At 59.3% G+C, this 26,729-nt stretch carries 26 protein-coding genes; 8 read left to right on the forward strand and 18 right to left on the reverse strand.

Annotated features, from left to right (window positions below; all coding sequences use genetic code 11):
- Positions 1-25: 25 nt before the first annotated feature.
- From nhaB to K5Y35_RS21220, 3 genes are all read right to left on the reverse strand, one after another.
- Positions 26-1,528 carry a sodium/proton antiporter NhaB gene (gene nhaB, locus K5Y35_RS21210; RefSeq protein ID WP_123468969.1) on the reverse strand — a complete coding sequence of 501 codons (1,503 nt, stop codon included), beginning with the start codon at positions 1,526-1,528 and terminating at the stop codon, positions 26-28.
- Positions 1,529-1,639: 111 nt separating this feature from the next.
- Complete coding sequence (locus K5Y35_RS21215; protein ID WP_186746908.1) at positions 1,640-2,929, reverse strand: hypothetical protein; 1,290 nt, start codon at positions 2,927-2,929, stop codon at positions 1,640-1,642.
- A gap of 281 nt (positions 2,930-3,210) precedes the next feature.
- Entirely contained in the window at positions 3,211-3,477 is a 267-nt protein-coding gene (locus K5Y35_RS21220) for a hypothetical protein (RefSeq protein ID WP_123468967.1), read from the reverse strand.
- Between the two features lie 355 nt (positions 3,478-3,832).
- Here K5Y35_RS21220 and K5Y35_RS21225 point away from each other — a divergent pair, with 355 nt between their 5' ends.
- Positions 3,833-5,158 carry a sigma-54 dependent transcriptional regulator gene (locus tag K5Y35_RS21225; RefSeq protein ID WP_016983762.1) on the forward strand — a complete coding sequence of 442 codons (1,326 nt, stop codon included), beginning with the start codon at positions 3,833-3,835 and terminating at the stop codon, positions 5,156-5,158.
- 99 nt (positions 5,159-5,257) lie between these two features.
- On the opposite strand, the gene K5Y35_RS21230 is transcribed toward K5Y35_RS21225, so the two are convergent.
- The 9 genes from K5Y35_RS21230 to K5Y35_RS21270 form a co-directional block, all read right to left on the reverse strand.
- On the reverse strand, positions 5,258-6,565 hold the full coding sequence (locus tag K5Y35_RS21230) for a transporter (RefSeq protein WP_123468965.1): 1,308 nt from the start codon (positions 6,563-6,565) through the stop codon (positions 5,258-5,260).
- 45 nt (positions 6,566-6,610) lie between these two features.
- On the reverse strand, positions 6,611-7,357 hold the full coding sequence (locus K5Y35_RS21235) for a hypothetical protein (RefSeq protein WP_222832847.1): 747 nt from the start codon (positions 7,355-7,357) through the stop codon (positions 6,611-6,613).
- 44 nt (positions 7,358-7,401) lie between these two features.
- Positions 7,402-8,082: a C39 family peptidase gene (locus K5Y35_RS21240; RefSeq protein ID WP_222832848.1), complete on the reverse strand. Its 681-nt coding sequence runs from the start codon at positions 8,080-8,082 to the stop codon at positions 7,402-7,404.
- Between the two features lie 63 nt (positions 8,083-8,145).
- Positions 8,146-9,138, reverse strand: coding sequence for a heme utilization protein (locus K5Y35_RS21245; RefSeq protein ID WP_123468959.1), 993 nt, complete (start codon positions 9,136-9,138; stop codon positions 8,146-8,148).
- A 73-nt stretch (positions 9,139-9,211) separates the two neighbouring features.
- Positions 9,212-9,787, reverse strand: a complete 576-nt coding sequence (locus K5Y35_RS21250; RefSeq protein ID WP_123468957.1) for an adhesin — start codon at positions 9,785-9,787, stop codon at positions 9,212-9,214.
- Position 9,788: 1 nt separating this feature from the next.
- Entirely contained in the window at positions 9,789-10,238 is a 450-nt protein-coding gene (locus K5Y35_RS21255; RefSeq protein WP_123468955.1) for a hypothetical protein, read from the reverse strand.
- Positions 10,239-10,597: 359 nt separating this feature from the next.
- Positions 10,598-11,122, reverse strand: a complete 525-nt coding sequence (locus tag K5Y35_RS21260) for an AAA family ATPase (RefSeq protein ID WP_222834485.1) — start codon at positions 11,120-11,122, stop codon at positions 10,598-10,600.
- Entirely contained in the window at positions 11,119-11,682 is a 564-nt protein-coding gene (gene pnuC / locus K5Y35_RS21265; RefSeq protein WP_123468951.1) for a nicotinamide riboside transporter PnuC, read from the reverse strand. Before pnuC ends, K5Y35_RS21260 begins: the two co-directional genes overlap by 4 nt.
- 189 nt (positions 11,683-11,871) lie before the next feature.
- Positions 11,872-13,506, reverse strand: coding sequence for a methyl-accepting chemotaxis protein (locus K5Y35_RS21270; protein ID WP_222832849.1), 1,635 nt, complete (start codon positions 13,504-13,506; stop codon positions 11,872-11,874).
- A 305-nt stretch (positions 13,507-13,811) separates the two neighbouring features.
- Here K5Y35_RS21270 and K5Y35_RS21275 point away from each other — a divergent pair, with 305 nt between their 5' ends.
- Positions 13,812-14,642 carry an undecaprenyl-diphosphate phosphatase gene (locus K5Y35_RS21275; RefSeq protein WP_123468947.1) on the forward strand — a complete coding sequence of 277 codons (831 nt, stop codon included), beginning with the start codon at positions 13,812-13,814 and terminating at the stop codon, positions 14,640-14,642.
- On the forward strand, positions 14,639-15,067 hold the full coding sequence (locus tag K5Y35_RS21280) for a DUF1294 domain-containing protein (protein WP_123468945.1): 429 nt from the start codon (positions 14,639-14,641) through the stop codon (positions 15,065-15,067). Before K5Y35_RS21275 ends, K5Y35_RS21280 begins: the two co-directional genes overlap by 4 nt.
- A gap of 30 nt (positions 15,068-15,097) precedes the next feature.
- Here the strand turns inward: K5Y35_RS21280 and K5Y35_RS21285 are convergent, their stop codons facing one another.
- Together K5Y35_RS21285 and K5Y35_RS21290 are read right to left on the reverse strand one after the other, a co-directional pair.
- The gene (locus K5Y35_RS21285) at positions 15,098-15,457 is read right to left on the reverse strand and encodes an MmcQ/YjbR family DNA-binding protein (protein ID WP_123468943.1); all 360 of its coding nucleotides are present in this window, start codon (positions 15,455-15,457) and stop codon (positions 15,098-15,100) included.
- Entirely contained in the window at positions 15,454-16,362 is a 909-nt protein-coding gene (locus K5Y35_RS21290; protein ID WP_123468941.1) for a LysR substrate-binding domain-containing protein, read from the reverse strand. Before K5Y35_RS21290 ends, K5Y35_RS21285 begins: the two co-directional genes overlap by 4 nt.
- A gap of 127 nt (positions 16,363-16,489) precedes the next feature.
- Between K5Y35_RS21290 and K5Y35_RS21295 the strand changes: the two genes are divergently transcribed.
- Both K5Y35_RS21295 and K5Y35_RS21300 read left to right on the forward strand, forming a co-directional pair.
- Positions 16,490-17,101: an FMN-dependent NADH-azoreductase gene (locus K5Y35_RS21295; protein WP_123468939.1), complete on the forward strand. Its 612-nt coding sequence runs from the start codon at positions 16,490-16,492 to the stop codon at positions 17,099-17,101.
- A gap of 237 nt (positions 17,102-17,338) precedes the next feature.
- Positions 17,339-18,376 (forward strand): alpha/beta hydrolase family protein, encoded by a 1,038-nt coding sequence (locus tag K5Y35_RS21300; protein ID WP_222832850.1) that lies wholly within the window; start codon positions 17,339-17,341, stop codon positions 18,374-18,376.
- Between the two features lie 41 nt (positions 18,377-18,417).
- On the opposite strand, the gene K5Y35_RS21305 is transcribed toward K5Y35_RS21300, so the two are convergent.
- Positions 18,418-19,605 carry an MFS transporter gene (locus tag K5Y35_RS21305; RefSeq protein WP_222832851.1) on the reverse strand — a complete coding sequence of 396 codons (1,188 nt, stop codon included), beginning with the start codon at positions 19,603-19,605 and terminating at the stop codon, positions 18,418-18,420.
- Between the two features lie 223 nt (positions 19,606-19,828).
- A complete protein-coding gene (locus tag K5Y35_RS21310; RefSeq protein WP_123468932.1) occupies positions 19,829-21,415 on the reverse strand; it encodes an ABC-F family ATPase in 1,587 nt (528 codons plus the stop codon).
- A gap of 379 nt (positions 21,416-21,794) precedes the next feature.
- Between K5Y35_RS21310 and lpxO the strand changes: the two genes are divergently transcribed.
- Positions 21,795-22,694: a lipid A hydroxylase LpxO gene (gene lpxO / locus K5Y35_RS21315; RefSeq protein WP_123469190.1), complete on the forward strand. Its 900-nt coding sequence runs from the start codon at positions 21,795-21,797 to the stop codon at positions 22,692-22,694.
- 142 nt (positions 22,695-22,836) lie between these two features.
- Here lpxO and K5Y35_RS21320 read toward each other — a convergent pair whose 3' ends face one another.
- Positions 22,837-23,703, reverse strand: coding sequence for a Ku protein (locus K5Y35_RS21320; protein WP_222832852.1), 867 nt, complete (start codon positions 23,701-23,703; stop codon positions 22,837-22,839).
- Between the two features lie 199 nt (positions 23,704-23,902).
- On the opposite strand from K5Y35_RS21320, the gene K5Y35_RS21325 reads away from it, so the two are divergent.
- Together K5Y35_RS21325 and K5Y35_RS21330 are read left to right on the forward strand one after the other, a co-directional pair.
- A complete protein-coding gene (locus tag K5Y35_RS21325; protein WP_186746932.1) occupies positions 23,903-24,244 on the forward strand; it encodes a hypothetical protein in 342 nt (113 codons plus the stop codon).
- 50 nt (positions 24,245-24,294) lie between these two features.
- Positions 24,295-25,440, forward strand: coding sequence for a PQQ-dependent sugar dehydrogenase (locus K5Y35_RS21330; RefSeq protein ID WP_123468926.1), 1,146 nt, complete (start codon positions 24,295-24,297; stop codon positions 25,438-25,440).
- 140 nt (positions 25,441-25,580) lie between these two features.
- Here the strand turns inward: K5Y35_RS21330 and K5Y35_RS21335 are convergent, their stop codons facing one another.
- The gene (locus K5Y35_RS21335; protein WP_222832853.1) at positions 25,581-26,681 is read right to left on the reverse strand and encodes a GNAT family N-acetyltransferase/peptidase C39 family protein; all 1,101 of its coding nucleotides are present in this window, start codon (positions 26,679-26,681) and stop codon (positions 25,581-25,583) included.
- Positions 26,682-26,729 lie beyond the last annotated feature (48 nt).

The following is a 26,729-nucleotide window of genomic DNA, read 5'->3' on the forward strand; positions in this document are numbered from 1 at the left end:
CGCTCCTACAGATTATTCGCTGTGATTACAGCCAGTAGCTCACGGCATACCAGCCCAGCAACCCCATCACAAAGGTGTACGGCAACGCCATCCACACCATCCGCCCGTAGGACAGGCGCACCAGCGGTGCAATCGCCGACGTCAGCAGGAACAGGAACGCGGCTTGGCCATTGGGCGTCGCCACGCTCGGCAAGTTGGTGCCGGTGTTGATCGCAATCGCCAGCGTCTCGAAATGCTCGCGGCTCATGTGGCCGGCGAGGAATGCCTGCTTCACTTCGGTGATGTAGATGGTGGCGACAAACACGTTGTCACTGATCGCCGACAACAGGCCGTTGGCAATGAACAGCATGCCGGGTTGCTGATCGGCCGGCAGCGCCAGCACCCACTCAATCAGCGGTGCGAACAGTTGTTGGTCGTGAATCACCGCCACCACCGCAAAAAACACCACCAGCAACGCGGTAAACGGCATCGCGTCCTTGAATGCACTGCCTAGACGATGCTCGTCGGTGATCCCGGTAAACGCGGTGATCAGCACGATCACCATCAAGCCGATCAGACCGACTTCCGCCACGTGAAACGCCAGACAACCGATCAGAATCAGCGCCGCGGCACCTTGCACCAACAGTGCAGCGCGTTGGCGCGCCGTGCGCTCGGCGTTGTCTTCGGCGGCGTAGTTGGCCAGGACGGCGCGCACGTTGTCAGGCAGCAGCGTGCCGTAACCGAACCAGCGCAGCTTCTCCAGCAACACACAGGTCACCAGACCCGCCGCCAGCACCGGCAGCGACACCGGCGCGACTTTCTGGAAGAACTCGCCGAAGTGCCAGCCCATCTCATGGCCGATCAACAGGTTCTGCGGCTCACCGACCAGCGTGCACACGCCGCCCAGCGCGGTGCCGACCGCGCCGTGCATCAACAGGCTGCGCAGAAACGCACGAAACTGTTCCAGATCTTCGTGATGCAGCTTCGGCAGGTTCTGGTCGTCGCCAAACTCACTGTCCTGACGCGGGTCATTGCCTGAGGCGACGCGGTGATACACCGAATAAAAGCCCACTGCGGCGCTGATGATCACCGCCGTCACGGTCAAGGCATCGAGAAACGCCGACAGAAACGCCGACAAAAAGCAGAACATCAGCGCGAGGATCGCTTTCGAACGCACGCCGAGCAACAGTCGCGAGAACAGGAACAGCAACAGATCCTTCATGAAGTAGATGCCCGCCACCATGAACATCAGCAGCAGGATTACCGGAAAGTTGTGCACCAGTTCATCGTAAAGCGCCTGCGCGGTGGTCATCTTCAGCAACAGCGCTTCGATCAGCAACAGGCCGCCGGGCATCAGCGGATAGCACTTGAGCGCCATGGCGAGGGTGAAGATGAACTCGATCACCAGCAACCAGCCTGCGGCGACCGGACCCACCGTGAACAGCACGAGGGCGTTGAGAATCAGGAATCCGACGATGGTCGCCTTATACCAGCGTGGCGAGTGCCCGAGAAAATTATGCGCGAACGCCTGGGCCATTGAACCGGACATCGGTTGCTCCTTGTATTTAGAAGCGAGCAAGTTGCCGGATGTGTCTGACAAGTTCAAGTCGTGAATGGCGAAACACGTTCCTCAATACCGTAGGCGCTGCCGAAGGGGGCATTACTGATTGAGGTATCGCGCAACCATTGCCCGGTAGTTGCCATCCAGCGAATAACCGCCGACGAGGAGAGCGCCATCCGCCTGCACGGCCAGTGAATTGGCGGTGTCCAGGCTGCGGCCCAGGCGCGTGCGCAACCAGCCGCGACCTTCACCGAAACTCGGATCGAGATGACCGTCAGGGCAGTAGCGGGCGACGATAAAATCAGCCTCGAACCCGCCGATGGTCGCGCCGACCGCAATCAGACGGCCGTCGGCCATGCGCTGCGCCGCGCTCCACTGACAACCGCTGGAGCCGATTTCCAGTAGCTGTGGCAGGCCGGCGTTGTGGTGCTGGTCGGGGCGTCCGTTGGTGTGCAGGCTGAGCGCCAGGCAACGGATCGGATCGCGGCTGCTGCCGAAACAATGCAGCGCTTCGGCGGATTCCAGCACCTGACTGACCAGTGCACTTTTGCCGTGGGCCTTGAATGCAAGGAAGCCGTCCACTGCGAAACGCTCGTCCAGACGACCATCGGGCAGGTAACGCGCCAGCAGGCCTTCCTGAGGAAAGTCGATGGAGCCGGCGACCACGATACGTCCGTCGTCCTGCAGCAGCAGGCTACTGAGCCAGGTATTGAGCAAGAGATGCCGGATCATGACAAAGCCTCGACCGTTGAACGACTGGTCCAGGCGCCCGTCGGGCTTGAGGCGGATCAATATGCCGGCATGGTCGGCGAGTTCGAAGTGATGATTGGCGATCAGCAGGATATGCCCGTCTGGCTGGACCGCGAAGTCGCAGGCCTCGGCGCCCGGTACGCCCGGTGGCAGCCAGCTGTCGCGGGTGCCCATGGACAACTCGCCTGGCAGACGGACGATTTGCCGGCCGTTATCGCCGAAGGACTGCTGCAGATGACCGTGGGTATCGAACAAGGCGAGGGCGGGCAAGGTGCGATGGCTGTTTTCATAATGCAGGCCGGCCAACAGGATGCGCCCGTCAGGCAGCGTCTGCACTTTGCTGGCGGAGGCTTCGAAGCCTGAGGCAAACGCGTCGATCACGCTGCCCTGATGACCGAAGGTCAGATCGGCGGAGCCATCGGCGAGCAATCGTGCCAGGCCGAAGCGGCTGCCTTCGGCGATGCCGACTTTCGCCGCCACAAGGATTCGGCCTTGGGCATCCAGTGCGACACCCTGTGTCAGGCTGGACAGGCTGCCGGCAAAGTACACCTGAGCGACACCGCTGCCAGCGAATGTCTTGTCGAGTTGACCGGCATTATTCGATAACGTCGGGAGGGCATAGGCGTTCAGGCTGGACATGCACGCTTCTCCTTGCGAGTTGACCAACGCCGCGAGCCGGCCGGCAAACTGCATGAGCGGAACATTCAATCCCTGAACAGCAGGAAGTACAACTGTAAGAACTAACAGGTGGAGGGTCACACTGTGCCAGAACAGTGTCTTTTTGAACCAATAGCAAGCCTGCCAAGCAGTTACGCTTGAAGCCGTTGCAAAAGTTGTACAGGTGTACGCGAAATTAAATCGCTATGGCAACTAACAGGAAGCGGGCGGATAACTGAAAAGTTATCCGCATCATCCCGCTATCAATGTGGCATAGACCAGGATTGCAGCATGTAACCTTCTTCGCTCAGTTCGGCGCGAGCCTGTTGCAGCAGTTGCTCGAGTTGGGCCGGGTCGGAGTAGGCGCTGCTCGGAATCTGTTTGCGGCCGATGTGCGAGTTGGTGCGGTCGATAACGGTCAGGCTCAGTTCGCCATTGCCGTCTTGTGGAGCCCAGGCCACGCATTGAAAAGGTTTAAAGGCGTGGTTGGCAATCAAAAGAGCTTCGTTGATACGGAGCGGGGCGGTCATGGGGTCTTCTCTCTGTAGTGCCCAATCAAGTGATATGCCGTCGGTTGGGCTTACCGTTCGGCTGGTTACTTGTACTGATGCACGCAACCCTCTGACAGGTCACACATGTCACAAAGAAATTTCAACTTTCTTTCATATCGCTGGTTTTATGAGTGCTTTTGTAAGCTGGATGAAAGCTTCATGGCCCAAATCAGTCGATAGCTAACTAACAAAGCCGCTGCTTATAACTAGTTCGCCTGTACGCCTATAAGCAAACGATACAAGGTCCTGTCAAATTCTTGCTAATGTTACAGCCAGGTCTGCCAAATGACTGTTTTTAAAACCTTTTCCTAAAATTTGGCGCCAAGGAACAGTCATGAGCGAAGCGCCTGCGTTACGACGTTTACTGGTGGTCGATCCTTGCGACGACTGTCACCGATTATTGCCCGGTTTACGCGCGGTAGGGTGGGATGTCGATAGCTGTACCCTGGAAAATGCTGCCGACCGCAGTTGTGATGTCGGCTTGCTGCGCTTGCAGCCTTTTCACCTCGAGCGACCCGAAGCCGTCAAGGAACTGATCAGTCGCAGTGGCACCGAATGGATTGCCGTGCTGAATCAGGAAGTTTTGCGGCTGCAGAACGTCGGCGACTTCGTTTGTGAATGGTTCTTCGATTTCCACACCTTGCCGTTCGATGTGTCGCGGGTCCAGGTCACTCTTGGCCGCGCCTTCGGCATGGCGCGCTTGCGCGGGCAGGGGACGATTCATGTCGACCAGCCCGAACACGAATTGCTGGGTGACAGCAAACCGATCCGCGAGCTGCGCAAGTTGCTCAGCAAACTGGCACCGACCGAATCGCCGGTCTTGATTCGCGGCGAAAGCGGTACCGGTAAAGAACTGGTCGCGCGCACCTTGCACCGTCAGTCTCAGCGTCACAGCAAACCGTTTGTGGCCATCAACTGCGGGGCGATACCCGAGCACTTGATTCAGTCCGAGCTGTTCGGTCACGAGAAAGGCGCCTTCACCGGCGCGCATCAGCGCAAGGTCGGGCGCATCGAAGCGGCCAACGGTGGCACGCTGTTTCTCGATGAAATCGGTGACCTGCCGCTGGAGTTGCAAGCCAATCTGCTGCGCTTTCTACAGGAAAAACACATCGAACGGGTGGGCGGCAGTCAGCCGATCCCGGTCGACGTCCGGGTGTTGGCGGCGACCCACGTTGATCTCGAAGCCGCTATCGAGAAGAAACGCTTTCGCGAGGACCTGTATTACCGCCTCAACGTGCTGCAAGTGGTCACGGCGCCGTTGCGCGAACGCCACGGCGACCTGTCGATGCTGGCCAACCACTTTTCCCACTTCTACAGCCACGAAACCGGCCGACGCCCGCGCAGTTTCAGCGAAGACGCATTGATTGCGATGGGCAAGCATGACTGGCCAGGCAATGTGCGGGAACTGGCCAACCGCGTGCGTCGCGGTCTGGTGCTCGCTGAAGGCCGGCAGATTGAAGCCCGCGATCTGGGACTGATCAGCCAGCACTCGATCGCCACGCCGATGGGCACCCTGGAAGATTACAAGACTCGCGCCGAACGCCAGGCGCTGTGCGATGTGTTGAACCGGCATAGCGATAATCTGAGCGTTGCGGCCAAGGTACTGGGGGTTTCACGGCCGACGTTTTATCGCCTGCTGCATAAACACCAGATTCGCTAGACGCCGAAGATCAAAAGATCGTGGCCTGCGGCAACTCTTGCCGGGATTACAAAATCCCGATGCAGGAGCTGCCGCAGACCGCGATCTTTTGCTGTGGCTTTAGAAGTAGTACGGGAATTTCAGGCTAAAGGAAAAGTCCGGGGCATCGTCGGTCAGACCGATCGACAGGTTTGGAACAATGGTCAGGTTGTCGGTGGCCGCAATGGTCATGCCGACGTTGAAGTAACCGGCGTTGGCGTCGCTGGACACCACCGATTGCCAATCCCCGCCATCCTGTTTCAGCTTGCTCTTGCGCTGCACCAGGTCAGACACCGAGAACGACATACTCATCTTCTCGTTCAGCGCAAACGCAATACCGGCGCCGATCTGGAAGCTGTCGCCGATCTTCACTTTGCCCGGGTTTTTCTGGTTGACGGTGGAGCTGATGTCGTCAAACGATTCCTCCAGGTTGTGGGTGTAGGACAAGCTGCCGAACAGCACGGCCGGATCGAACGTCTTGACCAGCGAGATCCCCGGGGTGATCGACCAGACGCCGTTGCCCGTCGGCAAGGTATCCGGCACGAACAGGTTGGAGTTGGCGTCGGTCTGGCGCAGTTTGATCCCGAACGGATCCTTGCCGGTAGGCGCCTTGACGCGCAAGGTGACTACGGCATCCGGCGTGTTGACCGACTCGTCGAGGAACTTGTAGGCGATGCCGAAGTTGACGTCGCCGATGGTTGGATCGCGATCAACGTCCTGTTCGGTGGTGACGTTGGATGCGCCGCCATTGCCGCCGCCGGACTGATAAGTCGAACTGCGGTAGACCACCGGCACGTTCAGGTCGAACTGCCAGCGGTTGTCGAAGTTGTAGCGACCCGTAAGGTCGAGGGTCCAGGTGTCGGCCTTGATCCGGTCCAGGTTGATGTTGCCGAGAAAGATCGAGTCCAGTGCCAGGAAGCCGTTGAGGATCAACTGACGGGTGTCGTAGCGCGAATAGGTGATGCCGGTTTCAACGCTGAATTTGCCCCCGCCGAAGAAGCCGCTGGCCTCGTCGTACAGGTTGGACACACTCTGTGCCGGTTGCGAATCGTCGGCCAGCGATTGCCCGTAAGAAGCACCACTGCCCCCAGCCGCGCCCCCCGACGCTGCGGCGGCACCGGTACCGGTAGCCACTTTGGGATTGCCTTTCATGTCAGACGGCGACTTGGCCAGACGTTTCGGTTGCGGTGCCGCCGGCTGGTCTTCGACCTGGCGGACCCGCTGTTCGAGCACCGCCAGGGCCTTTTGTTGTACTTCGTAGCGTTGCTTCAGCTCCAGAAGCTCTTGTTTCAGGGCCTCTACGTCGGCGTCCGGTGCCGCTTGCAGCATTGCTGCAGGTAGAAGAGTGCTCAAACATACAGCGGCACGCAGTGATACTGATCGATACATGAATAAGCCGTCCCTTTAAGCCCAATGATCGAGACTCAGCGTAGTTCAATATCCGATAGTGCGTAGTGCCCTGAGTTGAGTCAGGTTGCAGTCCAGCGCACCGGCGCTCATACCGTTATTGTTCAGGACGACGTTGAGTTGAGTCATGTTGTTGACCACGTTGGCACTGCCCAGCAAGCGCGTGTTCTGCAGCAGGCCACCCTGAGCGACTTGTTGCAGCGCCGTGCCCTGGTTTCCCGAGGCCTGGATCGCCATCTGCACGCCACTGCCGGAGGCCGAAACGGCGACGCTGCCGGCGGCGTTGCTGGCACCGATGGTCTGCCCGGCCATCAGGGCCTGGCCTTGTGCGGGCGCCAGTGGTGGAGGGGTGCTGGCTTCTTTTACATTGATGGCGACATTGTTGTTGGCAGTGTTGCCGTCGCCGGCGGCGCGTACGCTCTGGGTCACGCCCTGGCTGCTGTTGAGGCCGGCGCCACCGGAGATCGTGCCGGTACCCGTCGCGAGGGTGCTGCCGTTGCCGTGCTCCTTGATCGTTTGCACATAGAATTCAGGTTTTACCGTTGCAGCTTGAAGTTGCATCGAGGTCGAAGCCCCGATCAGATCGCCACTGGCGTTGCGCCAGGTACTGCTCATGACAATGCCGAAGCTGATAATCCGCCCCGGCATGACGTAACGACCACGTAATTCGGACAGCTCTTTGTCCTGTATCTCGATAGGTTTGAATCCTGCATTGGCATAGCCTGACGCGCTCGCTGCCAGGCAGGCGGCGGCCAGCCAGTATGAGGTTTTCATTTGCTGCTCCCGGGACATCCAGCCCCATTCTTTATAATCGGCGATTAAAAGAAGTCGCTCTGTATGAACCCGAAGTCCATCAATTCAGCATCTTTGACCGGGTTGAAGCCATCCAGCTTGTTCTTGGCCGTCAGCGGTACAGGAGGGCTACGCAAGGCGTTGGCCTTGTCATATCCGGGACCGACGATGGCGAAAACGATGCCGTTCCACCCTTTGACAAAGTCATCATGTTTGTAGCGTTTATGGCCGAGAACCGGGTCTCCGATGTAAACCCAATCCTTGTCCGAGCGCTGCAGTACGACGAAATGCTTGTAGCCGCGAATTTCCAACAGTACCACCACCGGGATGGTTACCGCTTCAAGCTTCTCCGGTGGGATCTTGTAGCCCCTGGCGCGCATGCCGATGCTTTCTATGTAGCGCTTCATGTCGAGCATGGAAAACCCTTGAGTACGAACAAGGTCCTGGTCTGCGTTGACCAGCATGCCTTTGATGATGTGCTCCTCATCGACGTCGAGCCAATAGGCCTGGCGTAACACCGTTGCCAGTGCGGCAGCGCCGCAGCTGAAATCGGTTTTCTGTTCGACAATGTCGGCAAACTTGCGCTCACGAATGCTTTGCACGTCCTTGTAGATCAGCGTGCCACCCGGCAGGGCAGCCACGGGAATCTGACCGGCCTGAGTCAGGCCACAGACACAAAGCAGAGCGAAAAGGGCAGTTTTACGCATGATCGATACGCCTTTGCGGACTGAGGAAAAGCCCCGTTTCCGGGGCTTTCGTTTCGATCGCGATTACATGCAGGCTTTGCAACCTGCAGCGATGGACAGCGAGTTGCTTTGTTGGTTGCCCACACCTGCCGAGACGTTGGCTCCGCCGTTGCCGGAGAAGTTGTTCATCGAACCGGTCATGGTTGCGGTGTTGGTCACAGGGTTTTTCCAGCCATCTTTGGTCAGCACTTGCTGAGTAGTGACGCCAGCGAGGCCAAAGGTGCCCACAGCTTCGAACTTGGCTTTCTGGTCATCGTTGCCGCCGTGGCCGCCGCCACGGTTTCCATAACCACCGTGGTTGTCATCGTCTTCGATGGTCGCAGTGCCTTTGGCCTTGAACACGCCAGCGGCTGCGAAAGTACCGGTAAGGGTGTCTTTTTTGTAGGTCTGCACGCCTTTGTTGTCTACGACCAGGCCAGTGGAGGACTGGTTGGCAGCAGCAGCGGCAGTAGCTACACGACCACCCGATACGGCGATTGCCAGGTTGTTTTTCTGTTGGTTGAAGTTGCCGGAAGTCACGTTGATGCCGATGTTCCCGGAACCGTTGTTGCCAGCGTTGTTAAGTGTAGCGGTGTTGATGGTCGACGAGTTTTTCACATAGTTGTTGTTGTTGACTTGAGTGGCACTCGAGGCAGCAACAGCAGTACCGAAGATGAAGCTTTCGTCGGCGGTGGCCAGGGCAGCGGCGTTGTCTTGTTGGTTGCCATCGCCGGCTGCAACGTTGGCGCCCATGTTGCCGTTGGAGTTGTTCAGCGAGTTGTCAGCACTCGCGTCGTTTTCAGTGCCCTGGTTTTTCACCACGTTGCCATCGCTGTTTTGTGCATCGAGCACTGCAGCGCCGGCACCGGCGGTGATTTGCAGAAGTTGTTCCAGGGTAGGGCCTTTTGGTTCATGGTTGCCATGACCATTGCCGTGCCCGTTACCATGATCGTCATTACGACCGCCTGCCTGTGCTGCGATTGCCATCACTGCTGCAAGTGCGAAAACCAGTGGTTTGAGAGCCATTGTAGGTTTCATGGTGTTTCTCCATCGTGCTTATTAGTTGGTTAAGTGTTGGTACTTTCTAATTGCACTGCTTTTGTTGTTTGGGTCAGTCTGCGACCCGGATGCTCAGGGTGTTAGCCATTCGGTTCCCCACCCCGGCACTCTGGTTCACCTGGATTACCCCTCGGCTGCCGGTGAAGGCCTGATCACTTGTCGTGACCTGGCGACTGCCGGATGAGGTGCCAGTTGCTCCTGAGCTCGGTAAAAGCGCCACGTTCTGTTGTGAAAGGGCACTGTCGTCAACGCTCTGCGGGGCAGCACTGATGCTGACGCGTGTCACGTTGGCCATCTGGTTGTTGGCACCGGCACCCTGGTTCACACCCAGGATCCCGTTACCATTGCTGAAAGAGTTGCCGCCAATGGTGGTGCTGGCGTTCATCGACGGGTTGGCAGGTGTATCGAGTGTTTGTCTGATGATGGTCGTAGCGCTGGCATTAGTGCCGATGGCGATCGCCTTGGTGTTGGTCTGTTGCATCTGGTCGCCGGCGGCCTGGTTAACGTTGAAGTTGCCGCGGTACTGGATACCGGTGTCCTGAATGTCGGCGTTGTTCACTGAAGCGGGATCAGCGGCCATTGCACCGGCACAGCTGAAAAGGGCAAGCAGCAGAAGGGAACGATTCATCTCATTGGCCTCCAGCCATGCGGGTCAGTGGTGCCAGACCGCTGCTCAACGAGCGATTGATCGTGTTGGAAATCGCGCCGCCGCCACCGCCGCCGTGTCCGGCACTCATGCCTGGCAGGCCGTTGGGGTTGGTCAGTACGTTCATGCCGGGCATGTTCGAGTTCGGCGTGATCACGTTGCTGCGAATCGAACTGCCGCTGGCGACACCGGCAAAGTCACCGTCATTGAGTTCGGTGCTGGTCATCGCCTGATTGATTCGACTGGAAGGGTTGGCATTGACCGTGGTTGGATAGGGGTCTTTGCCGCCGCTGCGCCCGATGGGAATGGGCTGGACGTCGCGGTTGAGAACGATCACGCCATTGCCTTCGGCCTGAACGTTGAAACTGATGAATGTGCTGGCTGCCGATCCAATCAGCAGAAGGCAGGTCAGGCCTTTATTGAAGTTCCCCACGGCGGCAATTCCTTCTTCAGTGGGCTGGCTCTTGTCAGCGTTGGGAAGGAGAGAGCGAAAGCTGTGCCGCTTTTGAATTATTGTTTAAATTCAACGGTTTGTGAGAAAGGTGTGCGCTAATGACACATAACCTGTTTCAACGCTGATACAGCCACCCGGCTGTGAGGTCGTCTGTTGGCGCCATAAAGCTCTGGAACAAGGGTTTGCGCGGAGGTGTTTCACTGGTGTAACAACTCGTGTGACAAAGCGAAGAATGCCGCTGAAACGGCCACTTTGCACTCGGGCGAGTGTTTCAGGAACGGACACTTTGCCCTCAAAACAGGGAGAACCAGCAGGGGAAAGACCAGCGTTAAGCCGGGTCAGGCAGCCAGTAGATCCGCCACCGCAGCAAAGGCCTGGGCCTGACGCCCGGCCCAATCGCCTTGAATCACCTGATAGCGCTGATGATGGGTTTTCAGCCAGTTGTGCGTGGCCTGGTAAAACGCCAGGCGCTGCCGCAGATCCGGCTGACAGCGCTGGCCGTCATCGGTCCAGTCGATGTGTTCCGGGGACAACAACAGGTGCAGATCGTAATGCCGGGCCAGCAGCTCCGGTTCCAGCCAGTCCGGGCAATCGCCGAACAACGTCTGGCTCCAGAGGATATTGCTCAGCAGGTGGGTGTCGAGAATCAGCAGCGAGGGGCGTTGCGCCCGCGCCTGATCTTCCCATTGCAACTGGCCCCGAGCGATCTGGGGAATATCGCTCAAGCGGGTGTCACGCGGATTCTGCTCGATGAACCAGCGTACATATTCGTCCACCCGCACGCCGCCGAACTGTTGTTGAAGGCCCGCTGCCAGCCAGCTCTTGCCGGTGGATTCGGGGCCGGTCAGCACCACCACTTTCATGGGCGCAACGCCGGGTCGGCGCGCCATTCGCGAAAGCCCTGAACCGCAATCAGCGTGAACAACCCGTAGAGGGCCGCCGTGAGGTACAGGCCTTTATAAAGAAAGAGGCCGACGAAAATCACGTCGAGCACAAACCACAACACCCAGCATTGCAGACGTTTCTGCGCCATCCACAGTTGCGCCACCAGGCTGAAACCGGTGAGCGCTGCGTCGAGCCACGGCTGTGCAGCGTCGGTCCAGTGGGCCATGGCGGCGCCAAGCAGCCCGCTGCCGACGGCGCCGATGCTCAGGCCGATCAGCAGCGAACGTCGATCAAGACGTGTCACTTCGCGGCCATCGTGCATCGTTCCGGCCCGGGTCCATTGCCACCAGCCGTAGACTTGCAGCGCGGCGTAGATCACTTGCAGCAACATGTCCGAGTACAGCTTCACGTCATAGAAGATCCAGCTGTACAGCAGCACCATGACCAACCCGATCGGCCAGCACCATGGATTCTGTTTGACCGTCAGCCAGACGGCGATCACGCCGAGGGCGGCGGCAAACAGTTCAAGCCCGGACATGTGGGTTCCTTGGAGGAATTGAGGAGGGGGCGGATTGTACCCAAAAACGCTGTTGGCGGATTAAACGTCGCCCCACGAAGATCTGTGTGAACCAAGCTGCTGGCGATGGCGATGGTGGTCTGTCAGACACTGAATGGGTGTCTGACAGAGCTGATGGCTAACAGGCTGACGCCCTCATTGTGATTGAGGTCAGACGCGGAACTGGCGCAGCAACTGGTTCAGTTGTTCACTCAACTGCCCCAGCCTCACACTGGCCACGCTCGACTGTTCCGCCGCCAGCGCCGTGCTGTGGGATAACCCGGCCGCCTGAGTCACGTTCTGATTGATGTCCTCGACCACGTGCGCCTGTTGCAGGGTGGCGCTGGCGATCGAGGCATTCAGGCCATTGAGATTGCGCAAGGCCTGGCCGATGGCATTCAGACTTGCCCCGGCCAGTCCGGCCTGCTCAATGGTCAGCTGCGACGCCTTGCTGCTGTCGCCGATGACCTTGACCGCTGCCTCGGAATGATTCTGCAAGCGCTCGATCATCGACTGGATCTCTGCGGTCGACTTCTGCGTGCGCTGAGCCAGCAGGCGCACTTCATCGGCCACCACGGCAAAGCCGCGACCTTGCTCGCCGGCCCGCGCCGCTTCGATGGCGGCGTTGAGGGCGAGGAGGTTGGTCTGTTCGGCAATCGAGCGAATCACCTCCAGCACGCTACCGATTTGCGTACTCTCGGCGGCGAGGGTGCGAATCACCTCCACGGCCTGGTCGATGGTGCCGGATAGCCGGTCGATCTGCTGCAAACTGCCGTCGATGTTGATCTGGCCCTGTTGCGCCTGTGCTTCGGCGTCACGCATTTCGGCAGCGGCATGCTCGGCGTTTTTCGCCACATCCTGCACGCCGTAGGTCACTTCGTTGATCGCGGTGGCTACCAGTTCCATCTGCTGCGACTGCTGCTGGCTACGTTGCTGCGCCTGCGTGGCATCGTTGCCCAGCTCGCTGGACGACTGGCCAAGGGCACTGGCCGACACCTGCAAGTCGCCGATCACTCGGCGCAGTTTGGCGGTGAACGCGTTGAAGTGATGCGCCAGCTCAGTGACTTCATCCTTGCCGTGAGTATCGAGGCTACGGGTCAGATCGCTTTCGCCACTGGCGATGTTGGCCATGGCGTTCACGGTTTCCTGCAGCGGACGAACGATGCTGCGCGCGATAAGGATCACCAGCAGCGCCATGATCACGGCGATCACCAGGCCGATGACCGTAGCTTTGATCACCTGACCCTGGAATTCCGCCTGAACGTCGTCAACGTAAACCCCGGAGCCGAGCACCCAACCCCACGGTTCGAACAGTTTGACGTAGGAGGTCTTGGCCACCGGCTCGCTCGCACCGGGTTTCGGCCAGCGGTAATTGACCATGCCGGCGCCTTTGGATCGGGCGATGGCGACCATCTCGTTGAACACCGCAAAGCCGTCCGGATCGCGGATCGCCGAGAGGTTCTGGCCTTCGAGTTTCGGGTTGGTCGGGTGCATGACCATCACGGGCGTGAGGTCGTTAATCCAGAAGTAATCGCTCTGGTCGTAGCGCAAGCCACGGATGGCGGTGAGCGCCTGCTTCTGCGCGGCCTCTTTGCTCAGGGTGCCGGCCGTTTCAAGGTCATGGTAATAGCTCAGCAGGCCACTGGCGGTCTGCACCACGTGTTGGGTTTTCAGGGCTTTGGCGTGATACAGGTCGTCGTGGATCTGCTTGAGCATCAACACGCCCAAGGTCAGCAACATGACCACCGCCACAATCAAGATGAGCCACAAGCGTCGGCTGATCGACACACTGCGCAAGCTGTTCATAACGCTGTCACTCCGGGTTCTTTTTCTTGTAATAAACGACCGCCAGCATCCAACCACGATTTTGTGAGCGGGCATACGCGACCCAAGTCGTATAACGCGGCAGCGCTATTAAGGCTTGTCTGTTAGGATTTCGGCCCCGCGCGTGAAAACCTGAATCCAAATTGATATTTCACGGAATTTTGACCGTTTCGTGTGGATCCTGTGCGTGCGGAATCGGTACAGCCATTTGCAGCTACGCTGATCGCAGTGAACGCTAGAAAAATACTATCGGAGCATGCCCACGTGCATCGCTCTTTGGGGGATTGATGGATCTTTGGACGGCCTTGCAGGCACTGATACTAGGCGTTGTAGAAGGGCTTACGGAGTTTTTGCCCATTTCCAGTACCGGACACCAGATCATTGTTGCCGACTTGCTCGAGTTCGGCGGCGAACGGGCCATGGCGTTCAACATCATTATCCAGCTCGGTGCGATTCTCGCGGTGGTCTGGGAGTTCCGGCGCAAGATTGCCGACGTGGTCATCGGTTTGCCGACCCAACCGAGTGCACGGCGCTTTACCGCCAATCTGCTGATCGCCTTCCTGCCGGCCGTCGTGCTCGGGGTGGTGTTTGCCGACCTGATCCACGAATACCTGTTTAACCCGATCACCGTTGCGACGGCGCTGGTGATCGGTGGCCTCATCATGTTGTGGGCGGAAAAGCGTCAACATGAAGTGCATGCCGAAACGGTCGACGAAATTACCTGGAAAGACGCGTTGAAAGTCGGCTTCGCCCAGTGCCTGGCAATGATTCCCGGTACGTCGCGTTCTGGCTCGACCATCATTGGCGGGCTGTTGTTCGGCCTGTCGCGCAAGACCGCGACCGAGTTTTCGTTCTTTCTGGCCATGCCGACCATGGTCGGTGCCGCCGTTTACTCGGGCTACAAGTACCGTCATCTGTTTGTGCCGGCGGACGTTCCGGTGTTCGCCATCGGCTTCGTCACGGCGTTTGTTTTCGCCATGATCGCCGTGCGCGGCTTGCTCAAATTCATCGCCAGCCACAGCTATGCGGCGTTTGCCTGGTACCGGATTGTCTTCGGTCTGGTGATTCTGGCGACCTGGCAGTTCGGCTGGGTGGACTGGTCGGCCGCCAAACCATGAGTGACTCTCGCGCACGTCGCCCGGAGGGTCGTCCGTCAGGCGGCAGTATTCAGAACCTGAAGCTGAAACTGCTGGTTTTGGCGATCGTCTGCGCGTTGCCGCTGTTCGGTTCGCTGTCGATGTGGCTGCGCGGGATCTCGCTGGTGCCACTGACCGCCTATGGTGTGGTCAGTGTGCTGGCGTTCTTCATGTATTGGGCGGACAAGCGCAAGGCACGCGCCGATGCATGGCGCACGCCGGAAAACATTCTCCACGCCGTGGAACTGGCCGGCGGCTGGCCGGGCGCGTTGATTGCCCAGCAAGTGTTCCGGCACAAGACGCGCAAAGTGTCGTTTCAGATTCTGTTCTGGGTGATTGTGGCATTGCACCAGGTGTTCTGGATCGACCAGTTGTTCCTCGGCGCGAACCTGCTTTCATTGTTCTGAGAATTCAGCCAATCCTCTACAGGACTGGCGTCAAAGCAATAATCCGATTCGGGTTTTCTTGGGCAACTTACTCACCACCAGTTGATGTGAACGCATCAGCAATCCCTGCAGTTCCTCCGCACCCAGCGGGTAGGGCGGGTGCATGATGATCCACTGCGCCCGCGCCAGATACGGCGCCGGGTGAATGCCCGGGCGGTCGCAATGGCCGAGGAACAGATCCTTGTCGACCTTGAATGCCAGCGAATCGCCGCGCAAACCCTGCAAGGCGAACATCTTGTTACCGGCAATCGAGAACACCCGCACGCCGCCCCATTTGTAATCCTCTCGAGCGCCCGGCAACGCCAGGCAGAACGCTGCCACGTCGGCTTCGCTCATCTTTCCCTTGCTCATAACAACCGCTCCCCACAGGCATTGAACGATTCGACCAGGTGGTCGATCCACGCGCGCACCGCCGGCATCACCCCGCGCCGATGCGGGTACACCGCTTGCAGCCAGCCGCCGGGCAACGACCATTCGGGCAGCAGTTGCACCAGCGAGCCGTTCTGCAGTTCCTCTTCGCAGTACATCATCGGCAGTAGGGTGAAACCCTGGCCGGCCAGCACGCAGGCCTTGCGCACTATAAAGTCGTCGATACCCAGCCGTGCCTCCATATTCAACTCGAAACTTTTGCCGTGCTGGTCGAGCAGGCGCACATGGACCAGGCGATCGGCTTCCAGTGCGCCGAGCACCGGCAGGTTCTTCAAATCCTGCGGATGGCTGATCGACTGCCGCTCGGCGAACGCCGGGCTCGCCACCACGACTGTCTGCGCCTGGCGCAGGCGCCGGGTGACCAGCAGCGGGTCTTCGTCACCCGATTCGCGTACTCGTAGCGCGACATCGAAGCCCTCGGCCACGAGGTCCACCCGCCGGTTCAGCAGGACCACTTCCAGCTGCACCTGGGGAAATTTGCCAAGAAAATCGCTGATCACCCACGGCAACATTTCCCGCGCCAGACCGGTCGGGCAGGACACCCGCAGGCGCCCACGCGGTTCGCTGGACATGCTGGCGACGGCTTCATCGGCCATTTCCGCTTCCAGTAACATGGCCTGGCAGTGGCGCAGATAGCGTTCGCCAACCGCGGTGAGGTTCAACTGGCGCGTGGTGCGTTGCAGCAAACGTGCGCCGAGGCGTTCTTCCAGTTCGGCAATGCGTCGCGACAGGCGCGACTTGGGAATGCCCAACAAACGGCCGGCCGCCGCAAAGCCACCGGCTTCGACCACCTTGGCGAAATAGTAGAGATCGTTGAGATCTTGCATGGTGATATCCAACTGTTCTATCAGTGGGACGAACTATCGCATTACCGGCGGCTAATCATCTATTGGTTTCTTCCGTAGGATTGTCTCCATTCCGTCGCCACCGGCGATTCATTCCAGGAGATTCCACATGAAACTGCTGCATATCGATTCGAGCATTCTGGGCGACAACTCGGCTTCCCGTCAGTTGAGCAGCCAAGTCGTCAAAGCCTGGCAAGCCGCCGAGCCAACTGCTGTGGTGACTTACCGTGACCTCGCCGCTGACGCCATCAGCCACTTCTCGTCGACCACCCTGGTTGCCGCCGGGACGACAGCAGAACTGCGCAACGCCGCACAACAGCACGAAGCCGAACTGAGCGCCTCGACCCTGGCCGAGTTCATCGCCGCTGACGCCGTAGTGATCGCGGCACCGATGTACAACTTCACCGTGCCGACCCAGCTCAAGGCCTGGATCGACCGCGTTGCCGTCGCCGGCCAGACCTTCCGTTACACCGAAGCCGGCCCTGAAGGCCTGTGCGGTGGCAAGAAAGTGGTGATCGTTTCCACCTCCGGCGGCATTCATGCTGGCCAGGCCAGTGGCATCGCCCACGAAGAGTATCTGAAGCTGGTGCTGGGCTTCCTCGGCATCACCGATATCGAAATCGTCCGCGCCGAAGGCCTGGCGTATGGTGAGGAAGTGCGCAACAACGCCATGACCGCCGCTCAAGCGAAGATCAGCGAGCAACTGTTTGCCGCCGCGTAAGGCTTGCGTAAAGAACAGCTGATGTTCAGGCAAGGCCCAAAAAACTCTGTATTCTGGTTCCGCAAGGGCTAGGTACAGAGTTTTTTGTTTCTGACTGTTGCATAATCTGGCCCGGGTTATGCAATCAAACGATCAACGTCTGCGTGCAACGCCGCGCCGGATCACCGAGCCTCAGGGTTTCGGGCGTGTCGGAACATAAAGGATCTTTCGCTTGAGTAACACAGGGTGGGCCATCCCATGATGCGTCTTTGTGCAACGTTACTGATTTGCCTGCTTGGCAGCCTCGGTTCAGTGCATGCCGCGCCCGGGCGACACCCCGTGTGGAGTGTCGGTTACCACGCGATGACATTCCTCGATCCGCTGGACCTGCAACCGATGCGCGCCATCGCTTTCTATCCTTCCAGCGATCGTGAGCACACCAGCCTGCTTGAAGGCTACAAGGTCGAGGCTGGCGAAGACACCAAGGTCGCCATTGGCCGCTTCCCGATGTTGATGCTGTCCCACGGCAACACCGGCACCCCCATCGCGCTGCATGACCTGGCCACCTCGCTGGCTCGCAAGGGTTTTGTCGTGGTCGCGGTGATTCATCCCGGCGACAACTCCAAAGACCACAGCCGACTCGGCACGTTGAGCAATCTCTACGGGCGGCCGATCCAGATTTCCGAAGCGATCACCGCCACCCTCGGCGACCCGATGCTTTCGCCATTTGTGAATGCCGATCAGGTCGGCGTGATTGGTTATTCGGCCGGCGGCGAGACCGCGTTGATCCTCTCTGGCGCGCAACCGGATCTCGATCGTCTGCGCCGTTACTGCCTGGAACGCCCCGACGACCGCGATGCCTGCAACACTCAGGGCGAGCTGATCGTCGATCGCGATGACTTGCAGCCAGTGGCCGATTCGCGCGTGCATGCGCTGCTGCTGATGGCGCCACTGAGTCTGAAGTTCGGTCGCCACACCCTGGCGGACGTACATGTGCCGGTGCTGCTGTATAGCGGTGATGGCGACAAACTGGTGGCTTTCGACAAAAACGCCGCCGCCCTGGCACGCAAACTGCCGACCGCCCCGGACTTCAAACTGCTCGCGGGGGCAGGGCACTTCGTGTTCATGGCGCCGTGCAACGAAGAGCAGATCCGCGCCATGCCGGCGCTGTGCACCGACGCCGACGGCGTGGATCGCGAAGACATTCACCGCAATCTGATCTCCGAAGCCGGGCAATTCTTCTCGCGCACGCTGGGCAAGCCGAGCCGGGCGGGGATGCAAACGGCGGATCAATGATCCTGGTCCTTTGCAGGCTCATTCCTGCAGGGGCTGTCCAGTCAAGACATCGCCCGGCGCTTGAGCAGCAAGGTCAACCCCAGCCCGGTCACCGACAGTAGCGCTGCACTGAAGAAAATCCACGAATACCCCAAATTCAGCGCCACCGCGCCCATCAGCGGCCCGGCAATCGCCAGCGCCAGATCGAAGAACACCGCGTACGCGCCCAACCCCGAACCCCGGCTGGAGTTGGGCACTTGCTTGATCGCCTCAACACCCAGTGCCGGGTACACCAGCGACAAGCCAAAACCCGCCAGGCCCGCCCCGATCAGCGCGAACGCGGTGGACGGGGCCAGCCACAACAGCACCAGGCCAACGGTTTCGATGGTCATGCAGGCAATCGCCGAATTGAATCCGCCAAAACGGCTGATTGCCGAAATAAACAGCAGCCGCGACACGATGAAACATACGCCAAACACCGTCAGGCAATACGCCGCGCCGCTCCAGCCCCGATTGAGGTAATACAGAGTGATGAAGGTAGTCAGCGTGCCGTAACCGATAGACGCCAGACTCAAACTGGCGCCAAACGGTGCAATGCGCCCGAACACCGCCCAAAAAGGCAGCCGTTCGCCGCGCACCACCGGCACTGAGGGTTTATTGCGGATCAGCACCAGAGCGCCCGCGGCCAGTACTGACAGCGCGATGCCGAGGCTGGAAAAACCGTAATCGGCGACCATGACCACGCCCAGCGGCGCGCCAATCGCAATCGCGCCGTAGGAGGCAATGCCGTTCCAGCCGATAGACCTTGCGGTGTGCTCGGCACCGAGCTGGCCCATGCACCAACTGATGGTGCCGACCCCGATCAAGCCCTGCGCGACCCCGAGCAATAGGCGTCCGACAATCAAAATCAGCAGGCTCGGCAGCGGATAGTCTTGCAGCAACGACGAGATCAGCGTCAACAAGCCACTGAGCGCAATCCCCGACAAGCCATAAACAATCGCGCGTTTGGTGCCGATGGTGTCAGACATGCGTCCGGCCATTGGCCGGCTGAGCAGGGTGGCCAGGTACTGTGAGCCGATCACCAGTCCCGCAACAATGGCGCTGAACCCCAACTGTTCATGGACGTAACCGGGCAACACCGCGATCGGCAGGCCGATGCAGAGGAAAGCGATAAAGGTATAGAACACGATGGAGACGATCTGCAGGGTGATCGCCATGGTGCTCTGCGGGGGCAGTTGCTGCGCAGACATGAGGACTCGTTCGCGGGCGGCGGTGGGATAGTCGGCATGATGGCTTGGCGCTGGAACAAAAGGAAGCAGGCTAACTATTTTTCCTGGCTATCCCGATTGTTGCTGATAGCCTGCTCGCGATTGTGTCGGTACTCGCATAACTACTGGCTCTGGAATGCAAAAAGCCCCGTCACATGGACAGGGCTTTTGCTTGAGGCTCGCGGCTTAACGCTGGCAGCTGCTCTTAGAGCACCACACCCTGACTACGCAGGTAGTCATCGTAAGTGCCGCTGAAGTCAGTCACGCCATTCGGGCTCAGCTCGATGATGCGCGTGGCCAGGGACGATACGAACTCACGGTCGTGGCTGACGAAGATCAGCGTGCCCGGGTAGTTTTCCAGCGCCAGGTTCAGCGCCTCGATCGATTCCATGTCCAGGTGGTTGGTCGGTTCGTCCATGATCAGCACGTTCGGCTTTTGCAGGATCAGCTTGCCGAAGAGCATGCGACCTTGCTCACCACCGGAAATCACCTTGACCGATTTGAGGATCTCGTCGTTGGAGAACAGCATGCGGCCCAAAGTACCGCGAATCATCTGCTCGCCCTGAGTCCACTGACCCATCCAGTCGAACAGGGTCACGTCGTCTTCGAAGTCGTGCGCGTGGTCCTGAGCGTAGTAGCCCAGTTCCGCGGCGTCGGTCCACTTGACGCTACCGGCATCCGGGGTCAGTTCATTGACCAGGGTGCGCAGCAGGGTGGTCTTGCCGATACCGTTCGGACCGATGATCGCTACGCGCTCGCCGGCTTCAACCTGGAAGCTGAAGTCCTTGAACAGTGGCTTGCCGTCGAAACCTTTGGCCATCTTTTCGACCATGACCGCTTGGCGGTGCAGCTTTTTGTTCTGCTCGAAACGGATGAACGGGCTCACGCGGCTGGAAGGCTTGACCTCGGCCAGTTGGATCTTGTCGATCGCCTTGGCGCGGGAAGTGGCCTGTTTGGCTTTCGAGGCGTTGGCCGAGAAGCGGCTGACGAACGATTGCAGCTCGGAAATCTGTGCTTTCTTCTTGGCGTTGTCCGACAGCAGTTGCTCGCGGGACTGGGTCGCCACGGTCATGTACTCGTCGTAGTTGCCCGGGAACAGGCGCAGCTCGCCGTAATCCAGGTCAGCCATGTGCGTGCACACGCTGTTCAGGAAGTGACGGTCGTGAGAGATGATGATCATCAGGCTGTTACGCTGGGTCAGGATGTTTTCCAGCCAGCGAATGGTGTTGATGTCCAGGTGGTTGGTCGGTTCGTCGAGCAACAGCACTTCGGGATCGGAGAACAGGGCCTGAGCCAGCAATACACGCAGTTTCCAGCCTGGCGAGACTTCGCTCATCGGGCCGAAATGCTGTTCCAGTGGAATGCCCAGACCCAGCAGCAGCTCGCCAGCACGGGATTCGGCGGTGTAGCCGTCCATTTCGGCGAACTCGGTTTCCAGCTCGGCCACGGCCATACCGTCTTCTTCAGACATTTCCGCCAGCGAGTAGATACGGTCGCGTTCTGCCTTGACCTTCCACAGCTCTTCGTGACCCATGATCACGGTGTCGATCACGGTGAATTCTTCGTACGCGAACTGGTCCTGGCGCAACTTACCCAGACGCACGTTCGGCTCGAGCATGACCTGGCCGCCGGACGGATCAAGGTCGCCGCCGAGGATTTTCATGAAGGTCGACTTGCCGCAACCGTTGGCGCCGATCAGGCCGTAGCGGTTGCCCGCGCCAAATTTGACCGAAACGTTTTCGAAGAGCGGCTTGGCGCCGAACTGCATCGTGATGTTAGCTGTAGAAATCAAGAGTTTTTCCTGCGAAGCATTCTTAAATTGCGAGGGTGCGGCCGGAGCGCTGGGCCCGAGTCGAAGTGCGCTGAAGCGGGACAGTCCCGTCATCAACCAAGGGGGGCGCGTAAAGTTTGGCGGCGATTGTACTGGTCTGGCTCTTTAAACGATAGGGCGATGATGCCGCGGCTGCTGTTTGGCTGATTCAGCGGACAGTTTTTCACAGATGAGGTTCACCATCGGTTACAAAGTATGGCTAAAATGCCGTCCATTCGCCCGGCGCCCACTCCGGCGTCGGCTCAAGGACGTGCCATCTGTTTCCAGACCACTGCATAAGACGCCCGGCCCCGAGCCGCCAGGTGCGCAGTTTGTTCACTTCTGACGTGTGACGATTTCCGTGAAACTCATCATTGCTGCTATTTATGTCATTTCCATTGCATACGTTCACCTGCGGGGGCGTGTGCGTCACAAACTGGGTCGGCAACTGAGCGATCACTCGACCTTCCTCGCACCGATCAACTGCTTCCTTTATTTGTTCTCGAAGATCCCCAGCAAGCCTTACCTGAATCCGGCGGAGTTTCCTGATCTCAGCCCGTTGCAGGCGCATTGGCAGGAGATCCGCGAAGAAGGCCAGAATCTGTTGCGTGCCGGCGAGATCAAGCGCTCCAACCAGTACGATGACGTCGGTTTCAACTCGTTCTTCAAAAGCGGCTGGAAGCGTTTCTACCTGAAGTGGTACGGCGAAAGTCATCCATCGGCGATGAAGCTGTGCCCGCGCACCACGGAACTGGTGCAAAGCATCGGCTCGATCAAGGCGGCGATGTTCGCCGAACTGCCGCCGGGGTCGAAACTGGTACGGCACCGCGACCCCTATGCCGGTTCTTACCGCTATCACCTGGGCCTTGATACGCCCAATGACGCCGGTTGCTACATCAACGTTGACGGTGAGAACTACCACTGGCGCGACGGTGAGGCGGTGGTGTTCGATGAGACGTTCATCCATTACGCCGAAAACGCCACGGACAAGAACCGCATCATCCTGTTCTGCGACATCGAGCGCCCGATGAAGTACCGCTGGGCGGCGGCGTTCAACCGGTGGTTCAGCCGCACGGTAATGTCGGCGGCGGGCGCCCCGAATGATGCCGGCGACAAAACCGGCGGCATCAACCGCCTGTTTACCAGAATCTACAAGATTCGCCTGCGCGGCAAAGAGCTGAAAAAACGCAACCGCATGCGGTATTACCTGGAGAAATGGGCGATTTTCGCTGGCTTGCTGGCGATCTTCATCCTGATCTGAAGACCGCGGCGCCTGTGGAGCCGCCTTCGCGGGCAAGCCCGCTTCGACAGTGGCTGGTGTGATGCACAGAACTCATTCACACCGCCAGAACCTGTGGGAGCGGGCCTGCCCGCGAAGGAGCCCTGACCGTTGGCGCAAGTGATCAAGAAGCCTTCTTGGTCTTTTTCGCCTGGGCCGCCTTGGCCGGCTTCGCTGATTTTTCCTTGGGTTTTGCCGTTGTTTTCCCACCCAGACTGCGTTTGAGCAGCTCGGTCAAGTCGATAACATCCGCCGTTTTGCGCTCCTCTTCGCCACCCACAGTCTCGACATCCTCGATCTTGCCTTCATGGGCTTTCTTCTCGACCAGCGCCATGATCTTGGCTTCGAATTCGTCCTTGTAGTCTTCGGGTTTCCAGTCTGCGCTCATGTCTTCAACCAGGCGCCTGGCCATGTCCAGTTCGCCCTTGGCCAGTTGCGGCTTGGTCACTTCGCTGCCCAGATCCAGCTCGTCGAGCCCGCGGACTTCCTGCGGCCAGCGTAACTTCACCAACACCAGTGCCGACTCCAGCGGCATCAGCGCGGCCAGATACTGGCGCGTATGCAGCACCACCCGAGCGAGGGCGACTTTGTTGGTCTTGCTCAGGGTTTCACGCAGCAGCGCGTAGACCTTGCCGCCCCGTTTGTCCGGTGCCAGGTAGTAGGGCGTATCGATGTTTTGCAGGGGAATCTGATCAGCCTCGACAAACGAGAAAATATCAATGGTCTGGGTGGACACCGGGTGCGCCGAGCGAATTTCCTCCTCGCTGAGCACCACATACCGACCTTTTTCGTAAGCCACGCCCTTGACGATATGGTCTTTGGTGACCTCTTTGCCGGTCACCTTGTTCACCCGTTTATAGCCCACCGGGTCCATGCTGCGGCTGTCGAGCCAGTCAAAGTCGACGCCTTGCGAGGCGGTCGCCGACACCAGCGCGACCGGGATGTGAACCAGACCGAAACTGATCGCGCCTTTCCAGATTGCCCGAGCCATGGTGTGTTCTCCAAGTGATGATCAGGTGACCTTAAGCGCGCCACGAAAGTTTCCGCTGACTGCGCTTCAGCAGGCGCAGCAGTCAAGTCGTGTTACATGTTGTTTAAAGCGGACGGGTTAACAAATCCGAACCCTGAGCGTAGCGTGGACTCGAACGCTGCAACCCCAGCCCATTCCCTGCGCATCGAGAGGCTGCTTCATGAACCGCTTTCTGCTTGGCATCGTTGCCTTGGCTCTCAGTGCCGGCCTGGCCCACGCTGAAGCCCCGAGGCCATCCGCGCCGTTGCTGCTTGCGCAAAGTCCTGCCGGCAACAGCAACAATCCCTATAACAGCCCGATTCGCCGGGCCAACCCCAACAGCATGCAGGGCACCCAGCCCAGCACGCCGCCCGTGCGCGGGCCGAACACCGTACCGACACCGCGTCAGCCCACCGTAGAGAACCGCGGTATCGGCAACGGCCAACCGATTCGCTCAGTGCCGGCCACGCCACCCACGTTCATTCCCAACCCGCCCTCGCGGGATACCGGCAGCAACCGTTGAACGGCAGGACCGCGTTCTGTCAGCCTTTCAAATGACAAAAGGAATCGTGCATGTTGCGTAAAACCCTTTTAGCCAGCCTGTGCGCCGGCGCGCTGATCAGCGTCCCGGTACATGCCGCCGCCCCCAAGGCGCTGCAAAGCGAACAGGGCAGTCTTGAAGTCACCACTCTGGCCCAAGGGCTGGAGCATCCCTGGGCGCTGGCCTTTTTGCCTGATCGGCAAGGCGTGCTGGTGACTGAGCGGCCGGGCAACCTGCGGGTCGTCGCGGCCGACGGCAAGCTGTCCGCGCCGATCGACGGGGTCCCGGAAGTCTGGGCCAAGGGGCAGGGCGGTTTGCTCGATGTCGTGTTGTCGCCGGACTTCAAGGCCGACCGGCTTGTGTATCTGTCCTACGCCGAGGGCGGTGCTGAAGGGGGCAAGGCCGGGACGGCGGTCGGGCGCGGGCGCTTGTCGGAGGACCTGAAGAGCCTCAAGGACTTCAAGGTGATCTTTCGTCAGGAGCCGAAGTTGTCGGTGGGCAATCATTTCGGCTCGCGTCTGGTGTTCGATCGCGACGGTTATCTGTTTATCACCCTGGGCGAGAACAACGATCGGCCGACCGCACAGGACCTCGACAAATTGCAGGGCAAGATCGTACGTCTCTATCCCGACGGCAGAGTGCCGGACGACAATCCATTCGTGGGGCAGTCCGGCGTGCGCCCGGAGATCTGGGCCTATGGCATTCGTAACCCGCAGGGCGCGGCACTCAACCCATGGACGGGTACCCTGTGGGAAAACGAGCACGGGCCTCGGGGTGGCGATGAGGTGAATATCATCGAACGCGGGAAAAACTACGGTTGGCCGTTGGCGACCCACGGCATCAACTACTCGATGCAACCGATTCCCGAAGCGCAGGGTGAAACCGCTGAAGGCACGGTCGCGCCGCATCATGTCTGGGAAAAGTCGCCGGGCGTCAGCGGCATGACGTTCTATGACGGTGACCGCTTCAAACCGTGGCAACACAACGCGTTTATCGGCGCGCTGGCGACTCAGGAGCTGATTCGCCTGCAGTTCGATGGCGACAAGGTGGTGCATGAGGAGCGGTTGCTGGGCGAGCTGAAACAGCGGATTCGCGATGTGCGCCAAGGGCCGGATGGTTACTTGTATGTGCTGACGGATGAAGAGAATGGATCGCTCTACAAACTCGGCCTGAAGTAACACCTCCCAAGAAGGCAATCCACCTAACTGTGGCCAGGGGATTTATCCCCGTTGGACTGCGCAGCAGTCACCTGCTTCTCACAGGGGGCCGCTACGCGACCCAACGAGGATAAATCCCCTCGCCACAAAAGCAATCCTGCTCATTGCTCGCGGGTATACAACACCACCGCCGCCCGCAACTTGCCCCGGCCAAACCGGCACATCTTCTCGAACTCGCCATGACTGACCGGTACATGCTGGCAGTCCATGGGCTGCCGATGCTGGCTGTGATCGACATCGGGGTCATGCAGGTAAACGAAATCCTCGTCGCAGTCGGTCACCACCACCCAGTGCGGCGACTTGGAGCGGGTCAGCCGGTAACTGCTGATCAACACCAGAGGCTGCCCGCCCGTATCCAGCAAGCGGGGTAGATCCAGCGGTGTACCGATCAGACACTCGACATCGGTCTCGGCCAGCTGCGCGGTGAATTCCTCATGGACCAGGCGCATGACGTCTTTTTTATGCGCATCGCGCACGCCGTCGAGAAACAGGGGACCTGCCAGGCTGACTTGCAAGCGCACGCGAAAGCCGCGGCTCCACGCGGCCAGCGCCAGACCTTGCGGGCTGCAGCCACCGTGCCCGGAGGTCATGAACACTGTGGTTGCTTCACGCCAGAGCTGCAATTCTTCGCGTCGCTCCAGCAAGCGCTGCGATTGCAACGCGCCCATGGCCATCAACAGGCAGGCCGGGCCGCAGGTGAATTCAGTGGTTTGCGGGTAGTAGGGCACCTTTATGTTGCGTGAGTCGCGATGCTGAAGAATGCGTTTTTCCAGGCGCAAGGCGTCGGCATGGTCTTCGTAGTAATCGTGTATCAGGGCAAAGCGCCGGTAGCCGTTACGTTCGTACAGGGCAATGGCGGCGGGGTTGTCGATCCGCACCTCAAGACGCAGGTAGGCGCAATCGTGTTCCAGGGCGATGGCTTCGATGCGTTGCAGCAGTTGCTTGCCCCATCCGCCGCCGCGCGCCTCGCTGGCGATCGCGATGGAGTACAACCGCGCCAGCGACGTGCCGCGATGAAACAGGACCAAGGCGTAACCGAGCAATTGGCCTTCGCGCTCCGCCACGAGCAACTGGCCATGGGCGCGAGTAATCATCCACTGAAAACTGCGCGCCGTGAGCCGGTCCGTGGTGAAACATTGCATTTCCAATGCCAGCAGCGCCGGCAAATCTTCAACTACCGCCAGACGAAAAACAGCACTCATATGACCACCGTAAAAGTTGCGTAACGAAACGGGACTTTCGAAAAACTT

The sequence above is a fragment of the Pseudomonas sp. SC3(2021) genome, from assembly GCF_019856535.1.
In the GTDB taxonomy this organism is placed as follows: Bacteria; Pseudomonadota; Gammaproteobacteria; order Pseudomonadales; family Pseudomonadaceae; genus Aquipseudomonas; species Aquipseudomonas monsensis.

Coding starts and splice junctions, on each gene's coding strand:
- K5Y35_RS21215 (WP_186746908.1), bottom strand. CDS start 2,929: ATGTCCAGCCTGAACGCCTATGCCCTCCCGACGTTATCGAATAATGCC.
- nhaB (WP_123468969.1), bottom strand. CDS start 1,528: ATGTCCGGTTCAATGGCCCAGGCGTTCGCGCATAATTTTCTCGGGCAC.
- K5Y35_RS21220 (WP_123468967.1), bottom strand. CDS start 3,477: ATGACCGCCCCGCTCCGTATCAACGAAGCTCTTTTGATTGCCAACCAC.
- K5Y35_RS21270 (WP_222832849.1), bottom strand. CDS start 13,506: ATGAACAGCTTGCGCAGTGTGTCGATCAGCCGACGCTTGTGGCTCATC.
- K5Y35_RS21320 (WP_222832852.1), bottom strand. CDS start 23,703: ATGGCTCGGGCAATCTGGAAAGGCGCGATCAGTTTCGGTCTGGTTCAC.
- K5Y35_RS21285 (WP_123468943.1), bottom strand. CDS start 15,457: ATGAGCAAGGGAAAGATGAGCGAAGCCGACGTGGCAGCGTTCTGCCTG.
- K5Y35_RS21275 (WP_123468947.1), top strand. CDS start 13,812: ATGGATCTTTGGACGGCCTTGCAGGCACTGATACTAGGCGTTGTAGAA.
- K5Y35_RS21225 (WP_016983762.1), top strand. CDS start 3,833: ATGAGCGAAGCGCCTGCGTTACGACGTTTACTGGTGGTCGATCCTTGC.
- K5Y35_RS21280 (WP_123468945.1), top strand. CDS start 14,639: ATGAGTGACTCTCGCGCACGTCGCCCGGAGGGTCGTCCGTCAGGCGGC.
- K5Y35_RS21230 (WP_123468965.1), bottom strand. CDS start 6,565: ATGTATCGATCAGTATCACTGCGTGCCGCTGTATGTTTGAGCACTCTT.
- K5Y35_RS21295 (WP_123468939.1), top strand. CDS start 16,490: ATGAAACTGCTGCATATCGATTCGAGCATTCTGGGCGACAACTCGGCT.
- K5Y35_RS21235 (WP_222832847.1), bottom strand. CDS start 7,357: ATGAAAACCTCATACTGGCTGGCCGCCGCCTGCCTGGCAGCGAGCGCG.
- K5Y35_RS21300 (WP_222832850.1), top strand. CDS start 17,339: ATGATGCGTCTTTGTGCAACGTTACTGATTTGCCTGCTTGGCAGCCTC.
- K5Y35_RS21240 (WP_222832848.1), bottom strand. CDS start 8,082: ATGCGTAAAACTGCCCTTTTCGCTCTGCTTTGTGTCTGTGGCCTGACT.
- K5Y35_RS21335 (WP_222832853.1), bottom strand. CDS start 26,681: ATGAGTGCTGTTTTTCGTCTGGCGGTAGTTGAAGATTTGCCGGCGCTG.
- K5Y35_RS21330 (WP_123468926.1), top strand. CDS start 24,295: ATGTTGCGTAAAACCCTTTTAGCCAGCCTGTGCGCCGGCGCGCTGATC.
- K5Y35_RS21305 (WP_222832851.1), bottom strand. CDS start 19,605: ATGTCTGCGCAGCAACTGCCCCCGCAGAGCACCATGGCGATCACCCTG.
- K5Y35_RS21290 (WP_123468941.1), bottom strand. CDS start 16,362: ATGCAAGATCTCAACGATCTCTACTATTTCGCCAAGGTGGTCGAAGCC.
- K5Y35_RS21325 (WP_186746932.1), top strand. CDS start 23,903: ATGAACCGCTTTCTGCTTGGCATCGTTGCCTTGGCTCTCAGTGCCGGC.
- K5Y35_RS21245 (WP_123468959.1), bottom strand. CDS start 9,138: ATGAAACCTACAATGGCTCTCAAACCACTGGTTTTCGCACTTGCAGCA.
- pnuC (WP_123468951.1), bottom strand. CDS start 11,682: ATGTCCGGGCTTGAACTGTTTGCCGCCGCCCTCGGCGTGATCGCCGTC.
- K5Y35_RS21260 (WP_222834485.1), bottom strand. CDS start 11,122: ATGAAAGTGGTGGTGCTGACCGGCCCCGAATCCACCGGCAAGAGCTGG.
- K5Y35_RS21250 (WP_123468957.1), bottom strand. CDS start 9,787: ATGAATCGTTCCCTTCTGCTGCTTGCCCTTTTCAGCTGTGCCGGTGCA.